The organism is Streptococcus equinus (assembly GCF_900101445.1).
Lineage (GTDB): Bacteria > Bacillota > Bacilli > Lactobacillales > Streptococcaceae > Streptococcus > Streptococcus equinus_B.
Genome location: NZ_FNKE01000002.1, coordinates 14996 through 36062, shown reverse-complemented (window position 1 = coordinate 36062; position 21067 = coordinate 14996). Strand labels below are relative to the sequence as shown.

The 21067-nt window shown below is 39.2% G+C and carries 26 protein-coding genes and 2 pseudogenes; 2 read left to right on the top strand and 26 right to left on the bottom strand.

Annotated features, from left to right (window positions below):
- Window positions 1–9 precede the first annotated feature (9 nt).
- The 12 genes and pseudogenes from BLR83_RS07780 to BLR83_RS07730 form a co-directional block, all read right to left on the bottom strand.
- Window positions 10–438: a PTS sugar transporter subunit IIA gene (locus tag BLR83_RS07780; RefSeq protein ID WP_074561146.1), complete on the bottom strand. Its 429-nt coding sequence runs from the start codon at window positions 436–438 to the stop codon at window positions 10–12.
- Window positions 439–584: 146 nt separating this feature from the next.
- Window positions 585–1898, bottom strand: coding sequence for an ABC transporter substrate-binding protein (locus tag BLR83_RS07775; protein WP_074561145.1), 1314 nt, complete (start codon window positions 1896–1898; stop codon window positions 585–587).
- Entirely contained in the window at window positions 1885–2568 is a 684-nt protein-coding gene (locus tag BLR83_RS07770) for a response regulator transcription factor (RefSeq protein WP_074561144.1), read from the bottom strand. Before BLR83_RS07770 ends, BLR83_RS07775 begins: the two co-directional genes overlap by 14 nt.
- Window positions 2565–3890, bottom strand: coding sequence for a sensor histidine kinase (locus tag BLR83_RS07765; protein WP_200796324.1), 1326 nt, complete (start codon window positions 3888–3890; stop codon window positions 2565–2567). The genes BLR83_RS07770 and BLR83_RS07765 overlap by 4 nt, the downstream gene beginning before the upstream one ends.
- Complete coding sequence (locus BLR83_RS07760) at window positions 3881–4846, bottom strand: sugar ABC transporter substrate-binding protein (protein WP_074561142.1); 966 nt, start codon at window positions 4844–4846, stop codon at window positions 3881–3883. Before BLR83_RS07760 ends, BLR83_RS07765 begins: the two co-directional genes overlap by 10 nt.
- A 144-nt stretch (window positions 4847–4990) precedes the next feature.
- A pseudogene (locus BLR83_RS10045) lies at window positions 4991–5092 on the bottom strand (LPXTG cell wall anchor domain-containing protein); the annotation flags it as partial.
- Window positions 5093–5263: 171 nt separating this feature from the next.
- A pseudogene (locus BLR83_RS07755) lies at window positions 5264–8053 on the bottom strand (GH32 C-terminal domain-containing protein); the annotation flags it as partial.
- Window positions 8054–8243: 190 nt separating this feature from the next.
- On the bottom strand, window positions 8244–9044 hold the full coding sequence (locus tag BLR83_RS07750) for a Cof-type HAD-IIB family hydrolase (RefSeq protein ID WP_074561141.1): 801 nt from the start codon (window positions 9042–9044) through the stop codon (window positions 8244–8246).
- 173 nt (window positions 9045–9217) lie between these two features.
- Entirely contained in the window at window positions 9218–9613 is a 396-nt protein-coding gene (locus BLR83_RS07745) for a single-stranded DNA-binding protein (RefSeq protein ID WP_039697429.1), read from the bottom strand.
- Between the two features lie 88 nt (window positions 9614–9701).
- Window positions 9702–10328, bottom strand: coding sequence for a YtpR family tRNA-binding protein (gene ytpR / locus BLR83_RS07740; RefSeq protein ID WP_039697427.1), 627 nt, complete (start codon window positions 10326–10328; stop codon window positions 9702–9704).
- Window positions 10329–10336: 8 nt separating this feature from the next.
- A complete protein-coding gene (locus BLR83_RS07735) occupies window positions 10337–10654 on the bottom strand; it encodes a thioredoxin family protein (RefSeq protein WP_039697426.1) in 318 nt (105 codons plus the stop codon).
- A complete protein-coding gene (locus BLR83_RS07730; protein ID WP_039697425.1) occupies window positions 10647–10940 on the bottom strand; it encodes a DUF4651 domain-containing protein in 294 nt (97 codons plus the stop codon). Before BLR83_RS07730 ends, BLR83_RS07735 begins: the two co-directional genes overlap by 8 nt.
- A gap of 117 nt (window positions 10941–11057) precedes the next feature.
- Between BLR83_RS07730 and pepA the strand changes: the two genes are divergently transcribed.
- Together pepA and proC are read left to right on the top strand one after the other, a co-directional pair.
- Window positions 11058–12125, top strand: coding sequence for a glutamyl aminopeptidase (gene pepA / locus BLR83_RS07725; RefSeq protein ID WP_074561140.1), 1068 nt, complete (start codon window positions 11058–11060; stop codon window positions 12123–12125).
- Between the two features lie 61 nt (window positions 12126–12186).
- Window positions 12187–12957 carry a pyrroline-5-carboxylate reductase gene (gene proC, locus BLR83_RS07720; RefSeq protein WP_039697503.1) on the top strand — a complete coding sequence of 257 codons (771 nt, stop codon included), beginning with the start codon at window positions 12187–12189 and terminating at the stop codon, window positions 12955–12957.
- A 35-nt stretch (window positions 12958–12992) separates the two neighbouring features.
- Here the strand turns inward: proC and BLR83_RS07715 are convergent, their stop codons facing one another.
- The 14 genes from BLR83_RS07715 to BLR83_RS07650 all read right to left on the bottom strand — a co-directional run bounded on the left by BLR83_RS07715 (window position 12993) and on the right by BLR83_RS07650 (window position 20983).
- A complete protein-coding gene (locus BLR83_RS07715) occupies window positions 12993–13628 on the bottom strand; it encodes a CPBP family intramembrane glutamic endopeptidase (protein ID WP_074561139.1) in 636 nt (211 codons plus the stop codon).
- A gap of 16 nt (window positions 13629–13644) precedes the next feature.
- The gene (locus BLR83_RS07710; protein WP_234793132.1) at window positions 13645–14100 is read right to left on the bottom strand and encodes an ABC transporter permease; all 456 of its coding nucleotides are present in this window, start codon (window positions 14098–14100) and stop codon (window positions 13645–13647) included.
- Window positions 14101–14301 (bottom strand): hypothetical protein, encoded by a 201-nt coding sequence (locus BLR83_RS07705; protein WP_074561138.1) that lies wholly within the window; start codon window positions 14299–14301, stop codon window positions 14101–14103. It abuts the gene before it with no gap.
- A gap of 15 nt (window positions 14302–14316) precedes the next feature.
- The gene (locus BLR83_RS07700) at window positions 14317–14514 is read right to left on the bottom strand and encodes a helix-turn-helix transcriptional regulator (RefSeq protein ID WP_074561137.1); all 198 of its coding nucleotides are present in this window, start codon (window positions 14512–14514) and stop codon (window positions 14317–14319) included.
- 159 nt (window positions 14515–14673) lie between these two features.
- Window positions 14674–15873 carry an acetate kinase gene (locus tag BLR83_RS07695; protein WP_074482754.1) on the bottom strand — a complete coding sequence of 400 codons (1200 nt, stop codon included), beginning with the start codon at window positions 15871–15873 and terminating at the stop codon, window positions 14674–14676.
- Window positions 15874–15926: 53 nt separating this feature from the next.
- The gene (locus BLR83_RS07690) at window positions 15927–16883 is read right to left on the bottom strand and encodes a class I SAM-dependent methyltransferase (RefSeq protein ID WP_074561136.1); all 957 of its coding nucleotides are present in this window, start codon (window positions 16881–16883) and stop codon (window positions 15927–15929) included.
- Window positions 16884–16936: 53 nt separating this feature from the next.
- Entirely contained in the window at window positions 16937–17287 is a 351-nt protein-coding gene (comGG, locus tag BLR83_RS07685; RefSeq protein ID WP_074561135.1) for a competence type IV pilus minor pilin ComGG, read from the bottom strand.
- On the bottom strand, window positions 17259–17696 hold the full coding sequence (comGF, locus tag BLR83_RS07680) for a competence type IV pilus minor pilin ComGF (protein WP_039697416.1): 438 nt from the start codon (window positions 17694–17696) through the stop codon (window positions 17259–17261). Before comGF ends, comGG begins: the two co-directional genes overlap by 29 nt.
- Window positions 17680–17973 (bottom strand): competence type IV pilus minor pilin ComGE, encoded by a 294-nt coding sequence (comGE, locus tag BLR83_RS07675; protein ID WP_074561134.1) that lies wholly within the window; start codon window positions 17971–17973, stop codon window positions 17680–17682. The genes comGF and comGE overlap by 17 nt, the downstream gene beginning before the upstream one ends.
- Window positions 17927–18358, bottom strand: coding sequence for a competence type IV pilus minor pilin ComGD (gene comGD / locus BLR83_RS07670; RefSeq protein ID WP_074561133.1), 432 nt, complete (start codon window positions 18356–18358; stop codon window positions 17927–17929). The genes comGE and comGD overlap by 47 nt, the downstream gene beginning before the upstream one ends.
- Complete coding sequence (gene comGC, locus BLR83_RS07665; protein WP_074561132.1) at window positions 18342–18635, bottom strand: competence type IV pilus major pilin ComGC; 294 nt, start codon at window positions 18633–18635, stop codon at window positions 18342–18344. Before comGC ends, comGD begins: the two co-directional genes overlap by 17 nt.
- Window positions 18635–19678, bottom strand: a complete 1044-nt coding sequence (gene comGB / locus BLR83_RS07660) for a competence type IV pilus assembly protein ComGB (protein WP_200796323.1) — start codon at window positions 19676–19678, stop codon at window positions 18635–18637. The genes comGC and comGB overlap by 1 nt, the downstream gene beginning before the upstream one ends.
- Complete coding sequence (gene comGA / locus BLR83_RS07655) at window positions 19602–20543, bottom strand: competence type IV pilus ATPase ComGA (protein WP_074561130.1); 942 nt, start codon at window positions 20541–20543, stop codon at window positions 19602–19604. Before comGA ends, comGB begins: the two co-directional genes overlap by 77 nt.
- A 71-nt stretch (window positions 20544–20614) precedes the next feature.
- Window positions 20615–20983: a DUF1033 family protein gene (locus tag BLR83_RS07650; protein ID WP_074561129.1), complete on the bottom strand. Its 369-nt coding sequence runs from the start codon at window positions 20981–20983 to the stop codon at window positions 20615–20617.
- Window positions 20984–21067 lie beyond the last annotated feature (84 nt).

Genomic DNA, 21067 nt, shown 5'->3' with positions numbered 1-21067 from the left:
CCCCTTACCTTAAATATCGTCTTCTTCGTCGTCTGAAACGATTTTGAATTCTTGAAGAGCCGCTTGAGCTTCCGGCAACACAGCTTGAACAAAAGCATCGCCCTCAAGCATATCTTTCATTACTGCTGAGGTAATTGCCATTGGTAAATTCATACCGCCTAAAACAATAGCGTCATCAAGTTTGCCAACTTCATCCAAAACACTGCAAGCTGTTGTCAGTGGGCTTCCACCAACAATATCTGCAAGAACTACAACTGAATCTTCAGCTGTCAAACCTGAAATGGCTTGTCGAAAGTCTTTTGCAAAGTCATCAACTGTTTTGCCGTCTTTCAAACCAACAGCGATAACTTGGTCCATTTTATCTCCCGCAAACATTGCTAGAGATGTTTTCAGACCTTCAGCAAAACCACCATGACTAACCAGTAGTAAATACTTCATAGTTTTTATCTCTCCTTCTCTGATTATTATTCTAGCAAGTCATTAAGCGTTTTCACACTCTCGATTGTCACACGCTTGGGCTGATAAATGTCATCTCAAAAATGACAATTGTCACACAAAAAAACCAAGCACACGCTTGGTTCTCTTTATTTATTATTCAAATTGTCCTCAATCCTTTTTTGAATTGAAAACAAATCCGTCTCAACACTATTTTCAGCAATGGCTTTGCTAATGAGATAATCAGCTTGCCCAATCACACTGTTATAAGTTTTAAACGTTGGTTTGGTAATTCCCTGACTTAACATAGAGTCTAGAGTCGATACGGTCAAAGAATCTGGTCCAAAGCCTTCTTCTTTTAATTTTTCCTTAGAAGCCTTACTTTGCATGACTGACTTCAAAACAGAACTTCCCTGTGAATAATCAAAAACAGACTGCTGGGTTTCTTTATCGGTGCAAAGGAGTTTTAAAAATTCCCAAGCTACTGTGCGGTGTCTAGTTTTCGAAGAAATGGCATAAAGCGATGTTGACACTTGAGTTGCATCCACCCCTTTTTTGCTAGCAGGCATGGTGACACAAGACCAAGAAAAAGTAGAATACTTGGCTACATGATAAGGATAAGGTTTGTAGGTACGGTAAGTGGCTAAAGACATCGGCAGAAAAGCAACCTTTCCTTCGTCAAAGTCTTTACTGGTCACATCATAATTCCCATTTAAAGCTTTTAATTGCGTAATCAAAGACAATGCTTTTTTAACCTTGTCACTATCAAAGTAAGCCTTCGTTCCCGTCGCATTAAACAACTTTCCACCGTAAGCTGCGACTGCTTGCTGCCAATCATAACCTGCACAGCCATACTGGTCAATCGCCCCGTCACCATCAGTATCCTTGGTGACTTGTTTACAAATCTTATAAAAATCATCCACTGTCCAACCTGATTTTGGAATCTGGATGCCTTCTTTTTTCAGCAAATCAATGTTAATACACATCATGGTTGGATTGCTTTCAAATGGCAAAGCGTAGTGTGTGTGGTTGTACTCACCAGCTTGATAAGAAGATTGGTAAAAAATCGAATCATAAAAGCTTGTGCTAATATTGCTATCTAGATTAGCTAGGGCACCCGTTGAAGACAAGAGATTAAAGTCATCTTCTGGCACAATGAAAACATCAGGCTGCGTACCTGCGACAATCTGGTCGGTCAACCAGGTCGAATAATCTGACTTTGAAATCCCACTTTCGTAGACTACTTTAACATTGGGATGCAATTTTTCAAACCGCTTAATCGCGCTATCAATGACTTTATAATCATTCCCGTTTGGTACATCCCAGCTACTGCCAGCATAGACACCAATTTTGAGAACTGTTTTTTGCTGCATACGATAATAAGCATAACCACCAAGCCCCACGCAAAGGGCAAGCAGAAAAACAAGCAAAAAGCGATATTTTTTTAGCTTAGTCATGGTCATCATCCTCAAAAGATTTTAAGGTAACTCCAGTTTGAACTGCCCAAATAGCTAACTGTGTGCGGTCACGCAAGTTCAATTTCGAGAGAATATTAGACAGATAATTTCTGACCGTTCCTTCTGACAAATATAATTTTGCTGCAATTTCTTTATTGGATAGACCGAACCCAATCTGCTGAATAATGCGCCACTCCATTTTATTGATATCTTGCGTCAAGCTATCATCAACTTGGATAGCATAATTAGACTGTGCCATTTGCGAGAAAAGTTTGAATACCTTTGTCGCGATATCTGGATTCAACATGGCACGACCATCGTTAACAGTCACGACCGCATCATGCAACTCATCCATCGATGTTCCCTTTAGCAGATAACCACTGGCACCATATTTTAAGGCGCTGTAAATGAAATCATCATCGTCAAATGTCGTCAAAATAATGACTTTAACATTTGGAAAATGAGCTTTCACAGCTTTGGTGCAGACCACACCATCCATTTTGGGCATACGAATATCCATTAAAATCACGTCTGGTTTGGCTGTTGGTAAGACTTCCAAGACTTCTGTCCCATCGCTTACTGCACCAACAACTTCTATATCAGGATAAGCAGACAAGACGATTTTCAGGGATTCTCGTATTAATTCCTGGTCGTCTGCAATAAGTACTCGTATCATTCTTCTTCTCCTTTTATTTTGGGGATATGAATGGTTGTCGCAAAACCATCTTCACCTGAAAAAGCGACCTGACCACCGATAATGGCCAAACGTTCTGTCATTTGTGTCAATCCAAAGCCGTAAGTGATTTTCTCACTACCTGTCCCATTATCCTTAATCAACAAAACGTAATCCTCTTGATTAAGCATGCTAATCTTAATCTTTGTTGCTCGCCCATGACGCAAAGAATTAGTCACAGATTCTTGAATCACACGGAAAATCACGTCTTCTTTAGTTTTGTCAAAGTCGACATTGTCCCAATGATAATTCAAATCAATCTGCAAATGAGATAATTCTTGGTATTCATCGAGCATTTTTTCAAGAGCATCTTTTAAGGTACGATTCTCTAGAGCACCTGGACGCATTTTGTTAAGGGAGCGTCTAACGTCGACAATTCCCTCACGAACAACGTTTGACACACTCTTTAATTGCTTCTTAGCATGCTCAGGATCAAGGTCAATCAAAACCGTCACAGCATCAATCCCTGCTGAAATACCTGTTAAAGCATGCCCAATCGTATCATGAATTTCACGCGCAATACGTCTACGTTCACGGTCCTCAGTAATCTTTTCAGACACCGCAACATATTCTTTCAAACGCGTGTTAGCCTGCGAAGCCATTAACAACTCTTCTTCAATCTTATGATTTTCCGTTACCGAATAAATGATGTAAATCATCAAAGAAATGATAAAGACAATCATATTTAGCGATACCAAGCAATTCTTGATAAAAAGAACCATCAAGCGTGTGCTAGCTGGGAAGAAATTAATGTAAACATCCAAATCTGGTGTCCGCACCAAAAGCGACAAGACATCATAATTCGATAGCAAAAGCGCCCCAAAACTAGCTAAAATGAAAAGCAGCCATGATTTCTTTTCACGAAAAGTGTAAAAATCCGTGTAAGAAAAGAAAATATCCATGAAAACCATCAAAATCAAGCCATTATAAGACAATTGCAGAGCAAAAAAGGTAGCAAAAAGTAAAATCACTTCTAAAACTGCAAACCAATCACGTGCCCTAGTTTGCTTTTCAAAAGCACGATTACGCATATAAATCACAGCCAACAGTCCTAAGAAAAATAAATTAGACAGCCAAAAAATCAGCTCAGGTGAACTTGGGATAACATTGATTTTTTCCAATAACGACCGACTAAAACCATTTTCGATGATATATTTTGTCGCTGACAAATAAACCGTACTATAAAAAAGCACTGCTAAAAAATTAATGGCAACCAAGGCACGTTTGGCCAATTCAACATTCTTCAAAGCTTTCATCATTGCCACCCCGTGATATCTGTATTAGAAACCGTCTCACTAGTCATAAATTTGACTGGGATGACAATCTCCTTAGCCACTTTTTTTCCTTTGTCCAGCTGATAACCTGCTTGGATGGCTTTCTCACCAATTGTTATCGGTGATTGAGCTACAGTTGCCTGAATTGATGATGTTGTTGCCAAAAGAGTTTTCATATCTGGCGAACCATCGACACCGTAAATTTTCACCGTATCCGTCAAGCCCATATTTTCAATCGCTGCTAAGGCACCAATAGCCACTTGGTCATTAAGTGCCATCACCGTATCAAAAGATTCCGCCGAATTAATCACTGATTCAACTTGTGGCATGGATAATTCCGTCTGACCCAAGCAATCCTTGCGGTCCACCACTTGATAGGCATCATGTCCCTTAATCGTATCTAAAAAACCATTGATACGATCTACCGCTGAGACCGCACTACGGTGCTCAAGTAGCAGGATTTTAGCGCTACTTTGCGATTGCATCAAATTTTGAGCACACAAAACACCTGCTTGATAATTATCAGAGACAATAGTCGTATCAACAGAAGAATTATCAGACAACTGACTGTCCACAACCACAACTTTAATACCTGCTTTTTTAGCTTTTTTCAATGCCTTGATTAAGCGACTGCTATTAGCGTCAACGGGATTGATGATAATGACATTAACCTTTTTTTGAATAAAAGATTCAATCTGCTGCGCTTGCTTATCAACATTCAAGGCTGGGTCTCTGGTGTAGAGAATATCATTTTTTTCTTCAACGATTTTATCAATTTCATTATTTAAAACCTTATAAAAATCATTATTCATGGTCATGTAGGTTGCCCCGATTTTGACCCGATTAGCATTATAAGGCACTAATTTATAATGGAAATAAATACCAAGCATCGCAAAAAGTGCTATAAAAGCGCTTACCACAATACCTAAAATTTTTCGATTTTTCATCTTATACCTTTTACTTAACAAAATAACAACACTCAAACGTAGTTTTATTATAACACGTTTAAAATGTATAGACAATTTACCTCCATAGAACAAACAATAAAACGGGAGAACTTAACGTCCTCCCGTTTTACTCCCTACTTAAATTTACAATTCTTTTTTCTTAAAGCATTTACTTGCAAAAGCTCCTACAGCAGCAAGCAGTGATAAGATTCCTAGACCAGCTAAGTGACTGTCTTTTTCACCCGTTTGTGGTAATTGAGCTGTGCTTGTCTTTATCACAGTATCTGCCGAAACAGTTTGTCCCAGACCAACTGCTTCTTTAACAGCGTTGACGAGACCAGTCACGCTTGATTGTGCTGATGCAACAGCATTACTACCTGTATCACCAGAACTTGGAGCATCACAGGCAGCATTACTATCATGCCAAATGCTCTTCAATGGGTAAAGAGTAATATCAGCTGTAGCTGCATCTCCTTCAACAAGGACAGAAAGACCAAGACTAGTTGATGATGGGAAAAGTTGGTTCGCACCAATTACCGTATCACCTTTGGTGAAGACTTCAACGCTAGCGCGGTCAACAAAGAGGTGAAGGTCGATACTTCCGTCAGCATTTCGTGTCACCGCTTGACTATCAATTTCTTTGAACTTGTCTGAAATGATAATTCCTGACTGGCTGCGGTCAATGACGATTTTACCCGTCTGCAAATCATAATAAACCTTAGTTACTTCACCTGGTCCGACACGAAGGTTAAAACCAACTTTTGTTGTACCTGCACTTGGTTTAAAGTGAGCAACAATTTCATAAGTATCACCAGAAAAGTCCTTAAAGAGATTATTATCACTGCCAACCGTTACATCTTTGTATTCAACTTTATGTTCTGTATCACGCAAACTTTCATAAGCTTTAATCGGCGTTTGAGTGAGAACGTATTTGTCGCCGTCTTTGACAAGACCCAGCGTCAAATTAAGGTTGAAAGTACCATTAAATTTTTGGCCAAGATGATCAGCAACAAGCAAAGCATAATCTTCCCAAGTATTCATCCAATTCACTTCAACAATTTTTGGAATAGTTGGGTGTGCACTTGTACCAAAATCTTGTGTAAAGTAAGTTTGAGCAGCGTAAGAATCTTTACCAAAGTTCATGATGCCATCTGTCGTCTTATAAGCTTCATCAGGCGTATATGTCCAATGTCCACCAACTTGTTGTAAATCACCGACTTTATAATAACGGCCACCACGAGAAAGTACCCATTTGACAGCTCCGTCTTCTGTTTGGATAGGATAAAGATCTGGACATTCTGTATGGATGTCTGGATAAGTTGATTCCACTGACCAATCAAGCAAATTATCTGATGAATAAATGCGGAGCGGTCCACCAGCCACTACCATGAACCACTTATCTTCCCAACGAAATACTTTAGGATCGCGGAAATCACGATTTTGCAAAGGATCATTTGCCCAGTCAGCCACAACTTTATCTACCTTTTGCCAAGTCTTACCAGCATCTTTACTGTAAGCAAGTTTAATACGTTGTCCTTCACCATCTGCTGTGATAAAGGCAACTAAACCACCCTTATCAGTGTCAAATAAACCACTAGTATTATTACTATCAGCTACGATACATCCTGAAAACATGGTTCCATTATAGTCTGGGTAAAAGGCAATCGGTTGGTCCGTCCAATGAATCAAATCAGTACTTGTCGCATGTGCCCAGTGCATTGGCCCCCATTTGGTATCATCGTAAAATTGATAGAACATGTGGTAAACACCGTCATAGTAAACCATACCATTTGGGTCATTTGCCCAGCCATCTTTAACAGAATAATGATATTGGTCGCGGAAATTTTCATTATAGTAAACCGAAGCTGGTTGACGACGGTGAACATTGATGCGGTAAGTTGCTGTCGCTGTATAGCCATCTGCTGTCGTGTAACTACTTGTCACAGTGAGATAATTCACTCCGACTGCTACTGGAATGTCGCTAGCATTTGCATAAACATTGCCATTAGCATCTGTTACCGTAATGGTAGCTTGTGGATTATGACCCACAAAACTCAAATCAACAGTTGAGGCATCGTTTGACACGTATTGAATGTAAGCTGCTTCTTCTGGGAAGAATTGACCTTTGGCTTCAACAGGACCATTTTTTGAAGTCACCGTAACATCATCAATAATTGGCAACTCTTCATCAGTTAATTCACGGTAGAAGGTATTTTGAAAGACCATCTCACCATTCCAATTGAGCAAACCAAAATGACCATCAGGGATGTAAGTCGTTTGTCCTCTGTCATCTCGTTGGAGTGTGTAGTCTCCTAGATTTGCGACTAGAATGCCGTTAACATAGTAGGAAATTTTGCCATTCAAAGCGACAACTTTAAGAGCGTATTTATTATCTGGGCTTGCTGCGATTTCTTTTTCATCAATCAAGTTTGCTTCACCCCAGCGCATGAATTTGATCTTATGAGAGTTGCCATCTAGATTGACAACATAGCCTTTGAAATTGGCTGCGTCATTATTTGAACGAAAAACAAGTGAAGCTGCTCCGCTATTTTGCAAGAAAGTAACGTCTGTCTGATAAACAAAATTTTTCCCTGTCGAATCTGAGTAAAGGAAATTATCTCCTTTACCGATGGCGTTGCTGTAAAGACCATTTTCCCCTTCTTGCCAAACAGTGGCATCATAGCTTAAGCCTTGAAGATTGGTGTGATAAGCACTTTGAGGGGGTTGGGTTAGATTGGTAGCGACAAGTTTTTTAGCAGCTTTTGAATTAGCTTGGTTAGCTGTAGCTAAGTCTGATGTCGCTACTTGCTGAGTTTGGTCGCTACTTGCTGGCGCTGTTGTCTCAGCTGACGGTGTATCAGTAGCTTCTGTTAGAGCATTATCTGATGACTCTTGTTGAGCAAGAGAGTCAGCTGGCTCTACTGTATTTTCTTCAGGCGCTAGATTTGTATCTTTAGCACCTTGATTTACAGTGTTTTCTGGCATAGCTTCTAAAGGTTGACTTGAATTGTCAGTTTCTGACTCTTCAGGGCTACTCGCGACAACTTCAGTTTGAGTGTTTGGGACAGTCACTTCATCAGCTTTAGCAAGACCAGTCACACCTCCCAAAAGAAGACCACAGACCAAAAGACTGCAACCATAAACCCATTTTTTCCCACTTTTGTGCATGTACCAATTCACACACTTCGTTTCATGTTCTTTATTCATAATTCCTTTTTTCCTCCTGTCTCAAACATTCAACAAGATAAGGATACCAAACAAAGAAAGCGTTATCATCAGACATTTGTCATCTTCACAAGGTGACAAATCTCAATAACCTAAGTGGCAAAAGTCATTTAAAAAATTCCCACACTAGGTGCGAGAATTTCGAAAAGTCGTGAAAAAAGGGGAATCCATTTTATCTAGCAAGTTTAAATTTTTCTAGAATTAAAGCAATGCCGTCATGATTGTGGTTGGCAGTGACATGACCAATGCGCTCCTTAACTTCTTGCGGAGCATTTGCCATAACATAAGCTTCACCAGCCGCTTCTAGCATATCCAAATCATTAAAATTATCACCGAAAGCTAAGGTCTCTGACATCTCAACACCGTAGTGTTTGGCTAATAGGCTGACTGCACGCCCTTTTTGGATGCCACTTGCCATAACTTCAATGTAATAAGGTAAAGATCTTGCGATTGATAAGCCTGGATAGAGTTCTTTTAGCTTTTCTTCCAGAACTTGCATGCGCTCAGGCTCACCCATTAAAAGCAGTTTATGAACTTCTGGTAAATGACCGATTGCCTCTAAGTCTGCTTCTTGTGAGACCAGACCAACAACACGTTCCTCACGAGAAATCCATTTGTTCAAGCGGTTTTGCGACAACCATTTTTCACCGCTGTAAACATTCCAAGCCACATCTGCCACTTCTTTTTCCAAGTACTGACAAATAGCTTGCGCCGCCTGCGGGCTCATTGGACAACTATCAATCACTTGACCACATTCATCCTGAATAAAAGCACCATTGTAGGAAATCATTGGTACTTCAGGCAAGAAATCTTTGATGATTGGCTTGATTGCTTCAGGCATGCGCGCCGATACTGGCACAAATAAAACGCCTGAATTGACAGCATCTCTCAAAGCTTGACGCGTTTTAGAAGTAACTTCTAAAGCGTCATTGATGAGCGTCCCATCAATATCACTAAAAATAATTTTAAACATTGCTCTTTCTCCACACATTTTCTCCAGTATAGCATTTTTGAAAGGGCTTTCCAAGAGTTTTTTTCATTATTTCAGTAAAAAAAGTTGACAAGACGATAATATCCAGAAAATCTGACATTCCTTTCATTATTCTGACAAAAAAAGCCCGAGCAAAGACACGGACTTCATCACTATTAAAAGGGTAATTCTTCCTCTTCCAACACAAGGTCAGCCAAATCATTAGCCACATTATTTTCTCGCATGGCACGCTGTGCGCGACTTTCTAGCAGTTGGAAGGAATGGCAGAGCACTTCCGTCACATAATTGGTGTGACCATCTTTTTCGTATTTACGTGTGCGAAGCTCACCATCAACAGAAATCAAACTGCCTTTTCCAGCATAAGAAACAAGTGTCTCTGCCAAACGTCCCCAAACCACAAGCGAAATAAAATCTGCCTCACGCTCACCATTTTGTGATTTAAAACGACGGTTAACTGCTAGTGTTACACGTGTAACAGATTTTTCAGTTGGCGTTGTCACCAATTCAGGCTGCGCTGTCAAACGCCCAATCATAATAACTTTATTGTACATCAATTACCTCCTTATCTTATTATTCGAAAAAATAAAGAAATAAGAATCTAATATACAAAAAAATCCTAGTTTCCTAGGATTTTCTCTCTTACCCTTTCCAGTGTTTTTCTGGGTTAAAGGCTTCGCCGACAACAGCTGTGTCATCAAGTTCAATGATACCACGTTTTTGTGGCGCATTTGGAAGGGCTAATTCACGAGGTGAGCACATCATACCAAAGCTCTTTTCACCACGAAGGGCACCTGGGAAGATAAGGCTTCCGTTTGGCATCATAGCTCCTGGAAGAGCGACGATTGTTTTAAGACCAACCGCAGCGTTTGGAGCACCTGCAACGATTTGAACAGTTTTGTCATCTGAGATTTGCACTTGGCAAATGTTCAAGTGGTCACTATCTGGGTGAGCAACCATTTCTTTGATTTGACCAACAACAAATTTTGGTGAAGGGTCATTTTCCAATTGTTCGCTAAAGCCTTCTTTTGTCAATTCAGCATTAAGTTTAGCAACATCTTCATCAGACAAAGTCACTTGTCCAACACCGTCAATTGCAATTAGGCTTGATACTTCAAAAATATTCCAAGCGACTGTTTCACCATTTTTTTCAAGGAAAACACGTGATACGTTACCTTTACGTTCGTAGTCAAGTTTAGCACCTTTGCTATCTTTGACAATCACCATAAGGACATCACCGACGTGTTCTTTGTTGTACGTAAAAATCATTTTCTCTCCTATTTCAATCCAGCTAAGAAGCTGTTAATTTCTGCTTTGGTTTTGCGTAATTTATTAACTAAACGGCCAATTTCTTTCCCGTTTTCTGTTACCACAAAACTTGGAATGCCAAAGATATTCCAACGTTGAGCGACTTCCATGAAATCATCACGGTCAACACGAACGAAAGTAAATTCTGGGTTTTCCGCTTCAATTTCTGGCATTACTGGGTAAATAAATTGGCAGTCTGGGCACCAATTTGCCGTAAAAAAGAAAACTACTTTGCCATCATTTTCTAGGTAGGTAGCCATTTCTTCATAGGATTTTGGACTAATCATTTTTCTCCTCCTCGTAGCTAATCTCACCATTTTGGTAAATAAATTGGAAAGCGCGGCCGTCTTCTAAAACGAGACCTCCAGTCGTCTTTTCCTCATCAGATTCATAAGCATTCAAATAAAGCACTGAAATGCTGCCAAATTGACTAAAATAATCACGAATGGCATTTTTAATCTGTTCTTGTCGCTTTTCTTCGCGTTTCTTCTTTAAGATTGCTCCCAAAGCGATGACACCGCCGACTCCCACTAAACCAAGACTTGGCAGTAAGCTTCTCTTTTTGTTTCTCATACGCTTTATTTTAGCATATTTCAGCACATAATACCAAGGTCCAAATATTTAATGTTATTTCAATCTAAAAATTGTCAGAAAACGTGGTAAAATAGAAACCATAGAATCGAGGTTTTTATGTCAGATTTATTTTCAAAAATAAAAGAAGTCACTGAACTTGACAGTATCGCTGGATACGAACACAGCGTTCGTGACTATCTTCGCTCAAAAATCACACCACTTGTTGATGATGTGCAAACTGATGGACTTGGTGGTATTTTCGGTATCAAACACTCTGACGCTGAAAACGCCCCACGCATCATGGTTGCTGCTCACATGGACGAAGTTGGTTTCATGGTCAGCGATATCAAAGCTGACGGGACGTTGCGTGCTGTTGGCATCGGTGGCTGGAATCCACTAGTTCTAAGCTCACAACGCTTCACTCTTTACACACGTGATGGTTCTGCCATTCCTGTTGTTTCTGGCTCAGTCCCACCACATTTCCTTCGTGGAGCAAATGGCTCTGATTCTCTTCCAAAAATCGATGACATCATTTTTGATGCAGGATTTACAGACAAAGCTGAAGCCGAAGCATTCGGTGTCCTTCCTGGCGATATTATCGTTCCAAAATCTGAAACTATTCTTACAGCCAACCAAAAGAATGTTATCTCAAAAGCTTGGGACAATCGCTTTGGTGTGCTTATGGTGACAGAATTGCTTGAAAGCCTTAAAGGTCAAAAACTTGATAACACCCTTATCGCTGGTGCTAACGTTCAAGAAGAAGTTGGTCTTCGCGGAGCGCATGTTTCTGCTACAAAATTCCAACCAGAACTTTTCTTTGCTGTTGACTGCTCACCAGCTGGTGACATTTATGGCAACCAAGGTAAAATTGGCGACGGAACACTTTTCCGTTTCTACGATCCAGGACACGTGATGTTGAAAGATATGCGTGACTTCTTGCTCACAACTGCAGAAGAAGCTGGTATCAAATACCAATACTATGCAGCCAAAGGTGGTACAGACGCTGGTGCTGCTCACCTTAAAAATGGTGGTATTCCATCAACAACTATCGGTGTTTGTGCACGTTACATTCACTCACATCAAAGCCTTTATGCTATGGATGACTTCTTGCAAGCCCAAGCTTTCATTCAAGCTATCGTTAAAAAGCTAGACCGCTCAACTGTTGACCTCATCAAAAAATACTAGAAAGGAGCTAGGGGACTCAGGTCATTAAACATTTCTCTTGTACTTTCCCCTTTGTCTTACTATGAAAATCGGATTTATCGGAGTCGGAAAAATGGCAACTGCCATTATCAATGGACTTAATGCAACATCACACGATATCATCATTTCAGGTTCTTCACTTCCTCGCTCACGCGAAATTGCAGAGCAACTTGAAGTTGAAGCAGCTCTTTCACATCAAGAACTTATCGACCAATCTGATTTGGTTGTCCTTGGCATCAAGCCTCAAATGTTTGAACCTGTCCTTGCTGGACTTCACTTTCACCAACCCATTCTTTCAATGGCAGCTGGTGTCACCCTTGAACGCCTTGGCAAATTGACAGATCCAAACCTTCCCTTAATCCGCATTATGCCAAACCTTAATGCACAAATCTTGAAAAGTACGACTGCTATTTGTACAAATGACAAAGTCTCTGCTGAACTTCTAGCAACTGCCAAAGAAATCACTGACAGTTTTGGATCAACTTTTGACATCCCTGAAAAAGATTTTGATACCTTTACAGCTCTTGCTGGATCAAGCCCAGCTTACATTTACCTCTTTATCGAGGCACTCGCCAAAGCTGGCGTTAAATACGGTATCCCAAAAGAAAAATCACTAGACATCGTGACACAAACAGTCCTTGCTAGTGCTGAAAATCTTCTCCAAGGCTCTGACAGTCCACACGATTTGATTGATAAAATTTCAAGTCCTGGTGGAACAACTATCGCTGGTCTTCTCGACCTTGAAAAAACTGGCTTAACTGCAAGCGTCGTTTCAAGTATTGATGCGACAATCGCAAAAGCAAAAGCCTTGTAATACACCAAAAAAGCGACTGAATTCAGTCGCTTTTTTTATAAAATCATGCTAAGAACGCCTAGAAAATTATTCAGAGCATGAACAGCAATAGAAAACTCTAGTTTTTGTGTTTTTCGATAAACCATCGCTAACACTAATCCCATACCACCATAAAGAATCCAACTTCCCAAATCTGTCGGCATATGAAGTGCTCCAAAAAGAAAACTGCTAACAAAAACACCAAGTTTCGAAAATTGGAAGGCTTGTTTGACAATCAATCCACGAAAAACAAATTCTTCAACAATCGGAGCTGCCACCACTGTCATCACAAAAAGTAAAGCAGGTGACATACCAAGATTTTCGATAACTGATTGATTCAGCGTGTTTGCCTTTGTACCATGCTCCAAAACTAAAGTAATGCCTCCAAGCATTCTCACAGGAACCATGACCAAAAATCCCATAAAAATACTCTTCCAAGCATCTCCTGTCAACAACTGACTAGCATGATTTAAAAAGCCTAAACGCTTAGCAATCAAAACCGTTACTAAAGTCACCACTAAAAAAGCTAGGATCAACATAAAAGTTTGCCAAAAAGGCTGATTTTTTCTTAGAAAAGCAATAGGCAATTGTTCCAAGAAAATCACACCTACCGCTAACCCCAAATATTTAAAAAATGATACCAATTTTTTCATAAGAATCTCCCCCCCATTATAAAATCTTTGAAAAAATAATTCGTAAGCCTAAAAATCCTAGAAGCAAACAATACAACCAAATCATCAGTAAAATAACATAAGAAAAGGCAATGCCTAGGAAAGCATACAAAGCAATCAACGTCACATTTACAAGAAACATAAAAATCAAAGTTGATACAGCAGTCACTCGCAAAATATACTGATTACGTTCATCATAAAGAGCAATGTAAGCAGCCTTCAAGCGTTTTGGCTGACGAGAAAGCAGCCAATAGTAAATAGCAAAAACAAGACCAGCGCTACCACCACCAAGCAGTAATCCTGACGCAAAATCATTGTCTCTTATCAAACTAGCTAACACCAAACTAAGACCAGCCAAAGCTAAGATAAAGTAGGAAAGTCTTAGTAAATATCGGCGATACTCTTCCAAACTCTTCTTACGATTCCAGCTAGCAACAGCTTTTAATAACATCATTTACTCCTCTCCCTTTGCTGATAGAAAAATCACTGCAAGTAAATTTAATAGCATACTCATACCAAGCCCCATCCCATGAAGAAAATTACTCATCTTCATAAAGTAGCTAAAAACAAATAAACTTTCTCCTAAAAACAACAAGAACATTCCAGTTTCTTTTCTACTTTGTTGCCCATCAAATATGGTTCTAATCTTTTCCACTTCTACATCTCCTCTTTACGCTTCATCAAAAATAAAGATTTCCTCAATTGTCATACCAAAATATTTGGCAATTTTATGCGCTAATTCTAAAGAAGCATTATAGCGTCCTTTTTCTAAGGAAATAATGGTTTGTCTTGTAACTCCCAGTGCCTCAGCAAGCTCAGCTTGGCTAACTTTATTTGCTTTTCGGAGTTCTTGAATTCTTGTTTCCATTTATCCCTCCAATGAGTTCTCATTAGTAAAGTTAACTTTACATCAAAAGTATAGTACGCTTTACATTTTATGTCAAGTTTATTTTACATTTTTTATAAAAGCATCAAAAAAGCTGACCCGTAGGTCAGCTTTTCTGGTCTTATCATAATATTTTGATAACTAATTAGTAGGGTGTTTGAAACGTTCAACGTCACGCGCAATCACAAGTTCTTCATCCGTTGGAATAACAACTGCTTTTACGCGAGCTTGATCTGTTGAAATCACACCATAAGCACCTGAAACATTCTTAGCTGGGTCAACATCGACACCAAACCAAGTCATTCCAGAAATGACATCCGCACGAACATCACTAGAATTTTCACCGATACCAGCGGTGAAGACAATAGCATCCGCACCGTTTAAAACGGCGAAGTATTGTCCAATATATTTTCTCAAGCGATCAACATACATATCATAAGCAAGTTGGCATTTTTCATCACCTTCTGCTTTTCCTGCTAGAATATCACGCATGTCACTTGATTTTTCCGAAATACCGAGTAAACCTGAATCACGATTCAAGATGGTACGAATTTTTTTAGGATCAGCCATCGCTGGCTCACATTCTAGAAGATAAGTAATGACACCTGGATCAATACTTCCTGAACGTGTTCCCATCATTGTACCACCAAGTGGAGTTAATCCCATTGAAGTATCAACAGATTTACCACCTTTAATGGCTGTAATAGAGACTCCATTACCAATATGACAAGTAATCAATTTCAAGTCTTCTAAAGGTTTGCCTAAAACCTTAGCTGCCTCTTGGGCAACGTACTGATGACTTGTACCGTGTGCTCCATATTTACGAATCTTATAATCAGTGTAATAACGATTAGCAATAGGATAACGGTAAGCTACTTCAGGCATTGTCATATGGAAGGCAGTATCAAAAACAACAACGCTCGTAATATCAGGCAATATTTCCTTGAACGCTTTAATCCCAAGAGCTGCTCCAGGATTATGAAGCGGTGCTAGCATTGACAATTCTTCAACCTGTTGAATCACCTTATCTGTTACCAGGGCCGATTCTTTGAAATAATCACCCCCAGCCACCACGCGGTGACCAACACCAGTTATTTCATCATAACTAGCAATAATGTCCATCGAAATCAAGTCATCAAGAAGGATTTTTACAGCAGCTGTATGGTCTGGAATATCTTTCGTTTCCGAATACTTCTGACCATTAAATTTTACTGTAGAAACACTGTTTGCAAGGCCGATACGTTCGATTAAACCTTTTGCAATAACTTCTTCCTCAGGCATCTTATACAGCTGCCATTTGAGACTTGAACTTCCTGCATTAATAGAAATAGTTTTCGCCATAAATTTACCTCTAAAGCGCTTTCATAATATATCTCTATTTTAGCACAACTATTTTAAAAAATCATATTTTCAACATTCCATTTTTTAAATTTCTCAATAAAATCTGTTAAAGCTTCGCGACTTTGCAAGTCAGCAAGCGGGTAAACAAATGTTTCTGGAGTATGTTCAGCCTGTTTCTTCAAGACAAAAATTGACTTAGCATTGGCCGCATTGCCGAAAATAGATTCTGGTAAAGTAATCACCGCAATAACATCAGCGTAATCCTTCAACCATGCCTTTAACAAATCACTTTGTTTACTTGTCAAAAGACTAACCGGTGCTAAAAAGACAGCAATACCATCTTTTTTGAGATATTTGAGAGATTGTTCCATCAACAAATGATGCGCATAAGTGTGTTCTTCACTACTTGCTACTTTGTAGCGTTTTGCAATCTCATCATTTGGATAGAAGCCGACTGGAAGGTCACTGATGATGACGTCACTTTCCTTAAGAATCTGTGGGCGCACAGCATCTTCTTGAATGAACTGAGCTTTAGAATCCATCACTTCGGCAATACTTGCTGACAAATCAATCAACAAATCATCAACTTCAATTCCAAGGTAATTCAAGTCTTTAGATGAATTATTAAGCAAGGTTTGTGCAAGGTTACCTGTTCCGCTACCAATTTCTAAAACATCAAGTTCTTTTGAGGCTGTCAAATTCTCAATAAGGAACATTAAGATAAAGCCAATAGCATCAGGTGTAAATTGGTGGTTTGCCTGAAGTGCTTCTGTTTGAGCAGCTTTAATAAAGATAAACTGAAAAGCACGACGCCATTCTTCTTTAGTTAAATCAAGTTGGCGTAGTTTTTCATTATTAGCAGCTACTGTCTCATTGGCACCTTCAGCACCAAGATAAAAAGAGTTTTGTTCAATAAGAGCATCGTAAATGTGTGTTTTCAACTCATTTTCGATTAACTGTATATTTTCTAGAATCAGCCCATAAGCTGTTTCGATTTTTTCAAAATTCATTTTCCCCTCCAAGACTAATCATATCAAAAAACCTTGAAAATGAAAAGAAAGCACTAGTGACTTTCTTTTTCAAGTGCTTGTTTTTCTTTCTTAGGAAGGTAAAACGTGTATTGAAACTCCTCTTTGCTATCTAACGTAACGGTTTCAACTAAGATTTTATCGTCGTAGTGATAACTCACTGTCCCTTTATCAAATTGGCATTGTCCTGATTCTTCATCAGCCAAGTTCTTACTCATTTCTGCCATCAGGTAAGCTTGAGCCGATTTTAATTGTGCCTGATGCTGACGTTCACTTGCAACCACGCGCCCCAAATAAAATTGCAAAAGCAGGGCAAAGATAGCTGCCATCAGCAAGGCATATAATAAAATTCCTGCTTTAACTTGTCGTCTCAAAAGTGTAAACAAAACATCTCTCCATATCACTGCCTAATTGCAGTTTAATTATCACCTTATTGCCATCCTGACTGATGCTAGATGACGTCACCCCAAAGAGCATGGGTTGATAACCCTGACCTGAGGCATTTGTTTTTCGAAAATCATCAGCCTTAGACAAGCCATAAGCCAATTGCTGATTACCTTTACTAACATAGAGTTTGTTGTCAGCAACTTTATCCAACTGACAACCCGCAAGTTCAGAACGCAGCTGCTGAGAAAAGAGCAACCATTTTTCTTCTTGATTAACCGATAAATAATGGATATTACTTGAAATACTTTGAGTCAATCCTTGATAAACCAATATGGAACCTGAGATAACCAGCAAAGCCACTAAGCTCTCTAAAAGGGTAAAAGCTCTTAACCTAATTTTTCGTGACATGCAGCACCTCATTTTGCCCATCATAAATGGAAATCTCATTATCATGCTTAACCATACGCACCTCAACCCCATTAATGGCCAAATGATTTTGTCCTGTTTGAACGGCCATGGTCGCTACATTAAGTACTTCTTGCTGATGCAAACTCTCTTGCATTTGAGTGCGACTACGGTCCATTTCTCCTAAGACCAGACTGGTAATCGTTGCTAATAAAGCAAGAGCTACTAAGCCCTCAAGGAGTATATAAGCTTTTAGTTTCTGTTTTTTTATAGTTACCACTTCCTATGTACAATTGATAATCGATTGCCTGGGTTTCTGTATGAAACTGTATCTTTGTAAGAGACGAATTGCCCCCTGCTTTATCAAAAACAAGTTGATAGTTTTGAGCAACCGATACAGTTTCGGGAATCTTAACACTAGTGACCCCATTTGAGATAGCATCTTGCGATATCTGCAAAGTTTGACTTTCCTGCTTAACACTAGCCAATTTTTGTGTGTCACGATAAAGATTTTCAAAGGAAAGAAAGAACAGAGTTTCATCGACTGATTGAAAAATATGATTGACCGAACCTGATAGCATGATGACCATGAAACAAGAAATTGCTAAGGTCAACAAACTTTCGATGAGGGTAAAGGCGCGAAGAGTTTTATTTTTTAGCTTCATTATAGGTTTTGGCTTGCTCTTTTGTAATGTAGCCAATGTCTACTAAATCATCAACACTTGCCTTATCGCCTGTCTTCACCTCATAAAGGTCCATCTGACTTTCGACAACTTTGACAACGGCAGCATCTCCTTTTTCATGCACAACATCCTTTTGCTTACTCAAATTTGGCACAAATAATAGCATCAAGACACCAATGATTAGCAAAACAATCAGCATCTCCACAAGTGTGAAAGCTTCCACAGACTTTTTACGTAGTTTTTTCCAGATTTTTTTCATTAAAAATTTCCTCCCATATTTTGATACATTGGCAAAAGCATTGCCACATAAATTAAAACGATGATTAAAGCAACAAAGACAAAGACCAAAGGCTGAATCAGCTGCGTTGCCTGCGTCAATTGACTAAAGAAATTCTGCCAAGTCTCTTCGGCATAAATATCTAACTCACGATCTAATTTTGACTTGACCTCGCCGTATTCAATCATTAAACTAAGTTCACGCAAAAAGAAAGGGTAATCCAGCACTTTCTGATGAAAAGACTGACCAGACAACAAAGCTTTTTGCATGTCTTTTCCAATTTCCTGAAAGAGGCGCGATTTTTGCCGCTGCATGAGCTCTACAATCTCCATAAGCTCAATACCTTGCCCGATAAGATTTCCCCACTCACGCGCATAATAGGCAGTCAAGTAAAGGCGCACGTATCGACCAAAAATTGGCAGACGACTCAGCTGACTATACAGATAAATCGGCGATAAGTGCTTAGCATATAGAACCCCAAGCAGGATGCCTAACCCTAAAAGAGCAAAGCCACCTAAAAAAATCATAGGAAAATGGCTGATAATCTGAGTCGCAAAATTTTGATTTTCCAACTGCGGCAGCAAATAATTTTTCAAGCCCAACATAATCAGAATTAAAAAGCTAAGTAAAATCAAAGGATAAGTCGCCACTTCAATCAATTTCTTTCGAACAACTGACATACTAGCCAAGTAGCCATCAATTTTTAACAAACTCTGCTGACAATTCCCATGAACATCCGCAAGAGCAATCTGAGTGACAATTGTATCTGAAAAGCCCAGTCTAGCCATCATATCTGCCAAACTTGCCCCGCTTAGCAAAGATTCTTGCATACTGTCCACATAAACTTCTGCCAGCAATTGACTGCGCCTCAAAAAAGAAACAATTTCTGTCAAATTAAAGCCGCTGTTAAAGAGATTGTTAAATAACTGAATCACCTTCTGCTGTTTTTTAAAGGGCAATTTTTTCGATTTTTGCTTCCTCAAAGCTAATATGTCCGTCCCTAGCAAGGCTTTCAATTTGCTCATTCCACCTTGTTGGGGGATACTGTTCAAAATCTCCTTTGGCAAAATCCACAACACCTCCACCGCCAATTAATCGTTGATAAATGATAGCTCGTAAACTATTTTCAAGTTCTTGTCTACTAACCCCCAGCTCCAGTAACCTAGCATAAACACCTGGAATACTTTTCGCATGAATGGTTGAAAAGACGAGTACACCCGTTAGACTAGCTCTAATAACCGCACGCGCTGTCTCACTATCACGGATCTCTCCAATAATTAAAATATCAGGTCTATGGCGAAGCGATAATTTAATGAGATTATCATAAGTCATACCAATCTCATCATTAAGCTGCAGCTGCAACATATTGTCTTGCTTAATCTCAACAGGGTCTTCTATCGTAATAACTTGCTTATCGGGGAACTTTTCACGAACCAATTGATACATGAGAGTGGTCTTTCCACTCCCTACCGGCCCGGAAAAAAGATAAAGACCTCGACTATCAATCGCTTCTAGAATATTTTTCATCCCATCGAACCAATATTGCAAATCATGACGTCCTGAATAAAGAAGTCTAATGACCAGGCTCTCACGCCCGCGATAATCTCCAACAGTGGATAAACGCAGCGAAATCTCTTCACCCTCAGCAAATTCATAATCACAAGAGCCTAGCTGACTACGACGCTTCTCACCAACATTCATCCCAGCCACAAATTTAAAGTGACTAATCACGCTTGTCATCTCATCACTAGCAAGCTCTTGGATAAACTGACGTTCATCACCAACACGTTGATAAATTTCATAGCGCTCCTTCTTAGGAACAATGTAAATATCTTGCGCATTCTTTTCAACAGCATCCTTAATCAGCTGCTTTGCTTTTTCCTGAATCATGTTGACCTCCTCACTTTTATATTCGTAAAAAAATCTCAAAAAAAGAAAAAAACCATGGAAAACTTCCATGATTAAGGTTTAAATTTACAACTTTGAGGTCTGGGGCTTGGTTCGTCATTTCGAACATTAAAATGATAAGCAAAATGCTCTTTAGTCAATTCTTGCCCATCCTTTAAGATTAAAAGAGAATGATATTGCTGCAAATAATCACCACAATTTTCACACCAGCGTTTTTCGGTTTGATCCCAGAAAGCAGCTTGAAAATTATCATGGCACTTACAACTCGGCAGGTTCATTCTTAACGATTGCCATTCTGATTTGTAAAATGACACAGCTTCTTCAAAGTATTCAAAAGTTTGTTCTTCGATGATATCATCCTGCCAATCATCCAAAAACCACCAGGGTTCCCAGTCCCCAAACATTTTGATTACTTGATACATTTTTTCACTTCCTTATGGTCTTTATTATATAAGAATTAAAGCTATTTTAAAATATATTTGCTTATTTATAACCATTATCATCTA

Excerpts from the sequence above, each read along its gene's own strand:
- BLR83_RS07780 (WP_074561146.1), bottom strand. The coding sequence starts at position 438 with ATGAAGTATTTACTACTGGTTAGTCATGGTGGTTTTGCTGAAGGTCTG.
- BLR83_RS07775 (WP_074561145.1), bottom strand. The coding sequence starts at position 1,898 with ATGACCATGACTAAGCTAAAAAAATATCGCTTTTTGCTTGTTTTTCTG.
- BLR83_RS07770 (WP_074561144.1), bottom strand. The coding sequence starts at position 2,568 with ATGATACGAGTACTTATTGCAGACGACCAGGAATTAATACGAGAATCC.
- BLR83_RS07760 (WP_074561142.1), bottom strand. The coding sequence starts at position 4,846 with ATGAAAAATCGAAAAATTTTAGGTATTGTGGTAAGCGCTTTTATAGCA.
- BLR83_RS07750 (WP_074561141.1), bottom strand. The coding sequence starts at position 9,044 with ATGTTTAAAATTATTTTTAGTGATATTGATGGGACGCTCATCAATGAC.
- BLR83_RS07745 (WP_039697429.1), bottom strand. The coding sequence starts at position 9,613 with ATGTACAATAAAGTTATTATGATTGGGCGTTTGACAGCGCAGCCTGAA.
- ytpR (WP_039697427.1), bottom strand. The coding sequence starts at position 10,328 with ATGATTTTTACGTACAACAAAGAACACGTCGGTGATGTCCTTATGGTG.
- BLR83_RS07735 (WP_039697426.1), bottom strand. The coding sequence starts at position 10,654 with ATGATTAGTCCAAAATCCTATGAAGAAATGGCTACCTACCTAGAAAAT.
- BLR83_RS07730 (WP_039697425.1), bottom strand. The coding sequence starts at position 10,940 with ATGAGAAACAAAAAGAGAAGCTTACTGCCAAGTCTTGGTTTAGTGGGA.
- pepA (WP_074561140.1), top strand. The coding sequence starts at position 11,058 with ATGTCAGATTTATTTTCAAAAATAAAAGAAGTCACTGAACTTGACAGT.
- proC (WP_039697503.1), top strand. The coding sequence starts at position 12,187 with ATGAAAATCGGATTTATCGGAGTCGGAAAAATGGCAACTGCCATTATC.
- BLR83_RS07715 (WP_074561139.1), bottom strand. The coding sequence starts at position 13,628 with ATGAAAAAATTGGTATCATTTTTTAAATATTTGGGGTTAGCGGTAGGT.
- BLR83_RS07710 (WP_234793132.1), bottom strand. The coding sequence starts at position 14,100 with ATGATGTTATTAAAAGCTGTTGCTAGCTGGAATCGTAAGAAGAGTTTG.
- BLR83_RS07700 (WP_074561137.1), bottom strand. The coding sequence starts at position 14,514 with ATGGAAACAAGAATTCAAGAACTCCGAAAAGCAAATAAAGTTAGCCAA.
- BLR83_RS07695 (WP_074482754.1), bottom strand. The coding sequence starts at position 15,873 with ATGGCGAAAACTATTTCTATTAATGCAGGAAGTTCAAGTCTCAAATGG.
- BLR83_RS07690 (WP_074561136.1), bottom strand. The coding sequence starts at position 16,883 with ATGAATTTTGAAAAAATCGAAACAGCTTATGGGCTGATTCTAGAAAAT.
- comGF (WP_039697416.1), bottom strand. The coding sequence starts at position 17,696 with ATGTCACGAAAAATTAGGTTAAGAGCTTTTACCCTTTTAGAGAGCTTA.
- comGD (WP_074561133.1), bottom strand. The coding sequence starts at position 18,358 with ATGAAGCTAAAAAATAAAACTCTTCGCGCCTTTACCCTCATCGAAAGT.
- comGC (WP_074561132.1), bottom strand. The coding sequence starts at position 18,635 with ATGAAAAAAATCTGGAAAAAACTACGTAAAAAGTCTGTGGAAGCTTTC.
- comGB (WP_200796323.1), bottom strand. The coding sequence starts at position 19,678 with ATGAGCAAATTGAAAGCCTTGCTAGGGACGGACATATTAGCTTTGAGG.
- comGA (WP_074561130.1), bottom strand. The coding sequence starts at position 20,543 with ATGATTCAGGAAAAAGCAAAGCAGCTGATTAAGGATGCTGTTGAAAAG.
- BLR83_RS07650 (WP_074561129.1), bottom strand. The coding sequence starts at position 20,983 with ATGTATCAAGTAATCAAAATGTTTGGGGACTGGGAACCCTGGTGGTTT.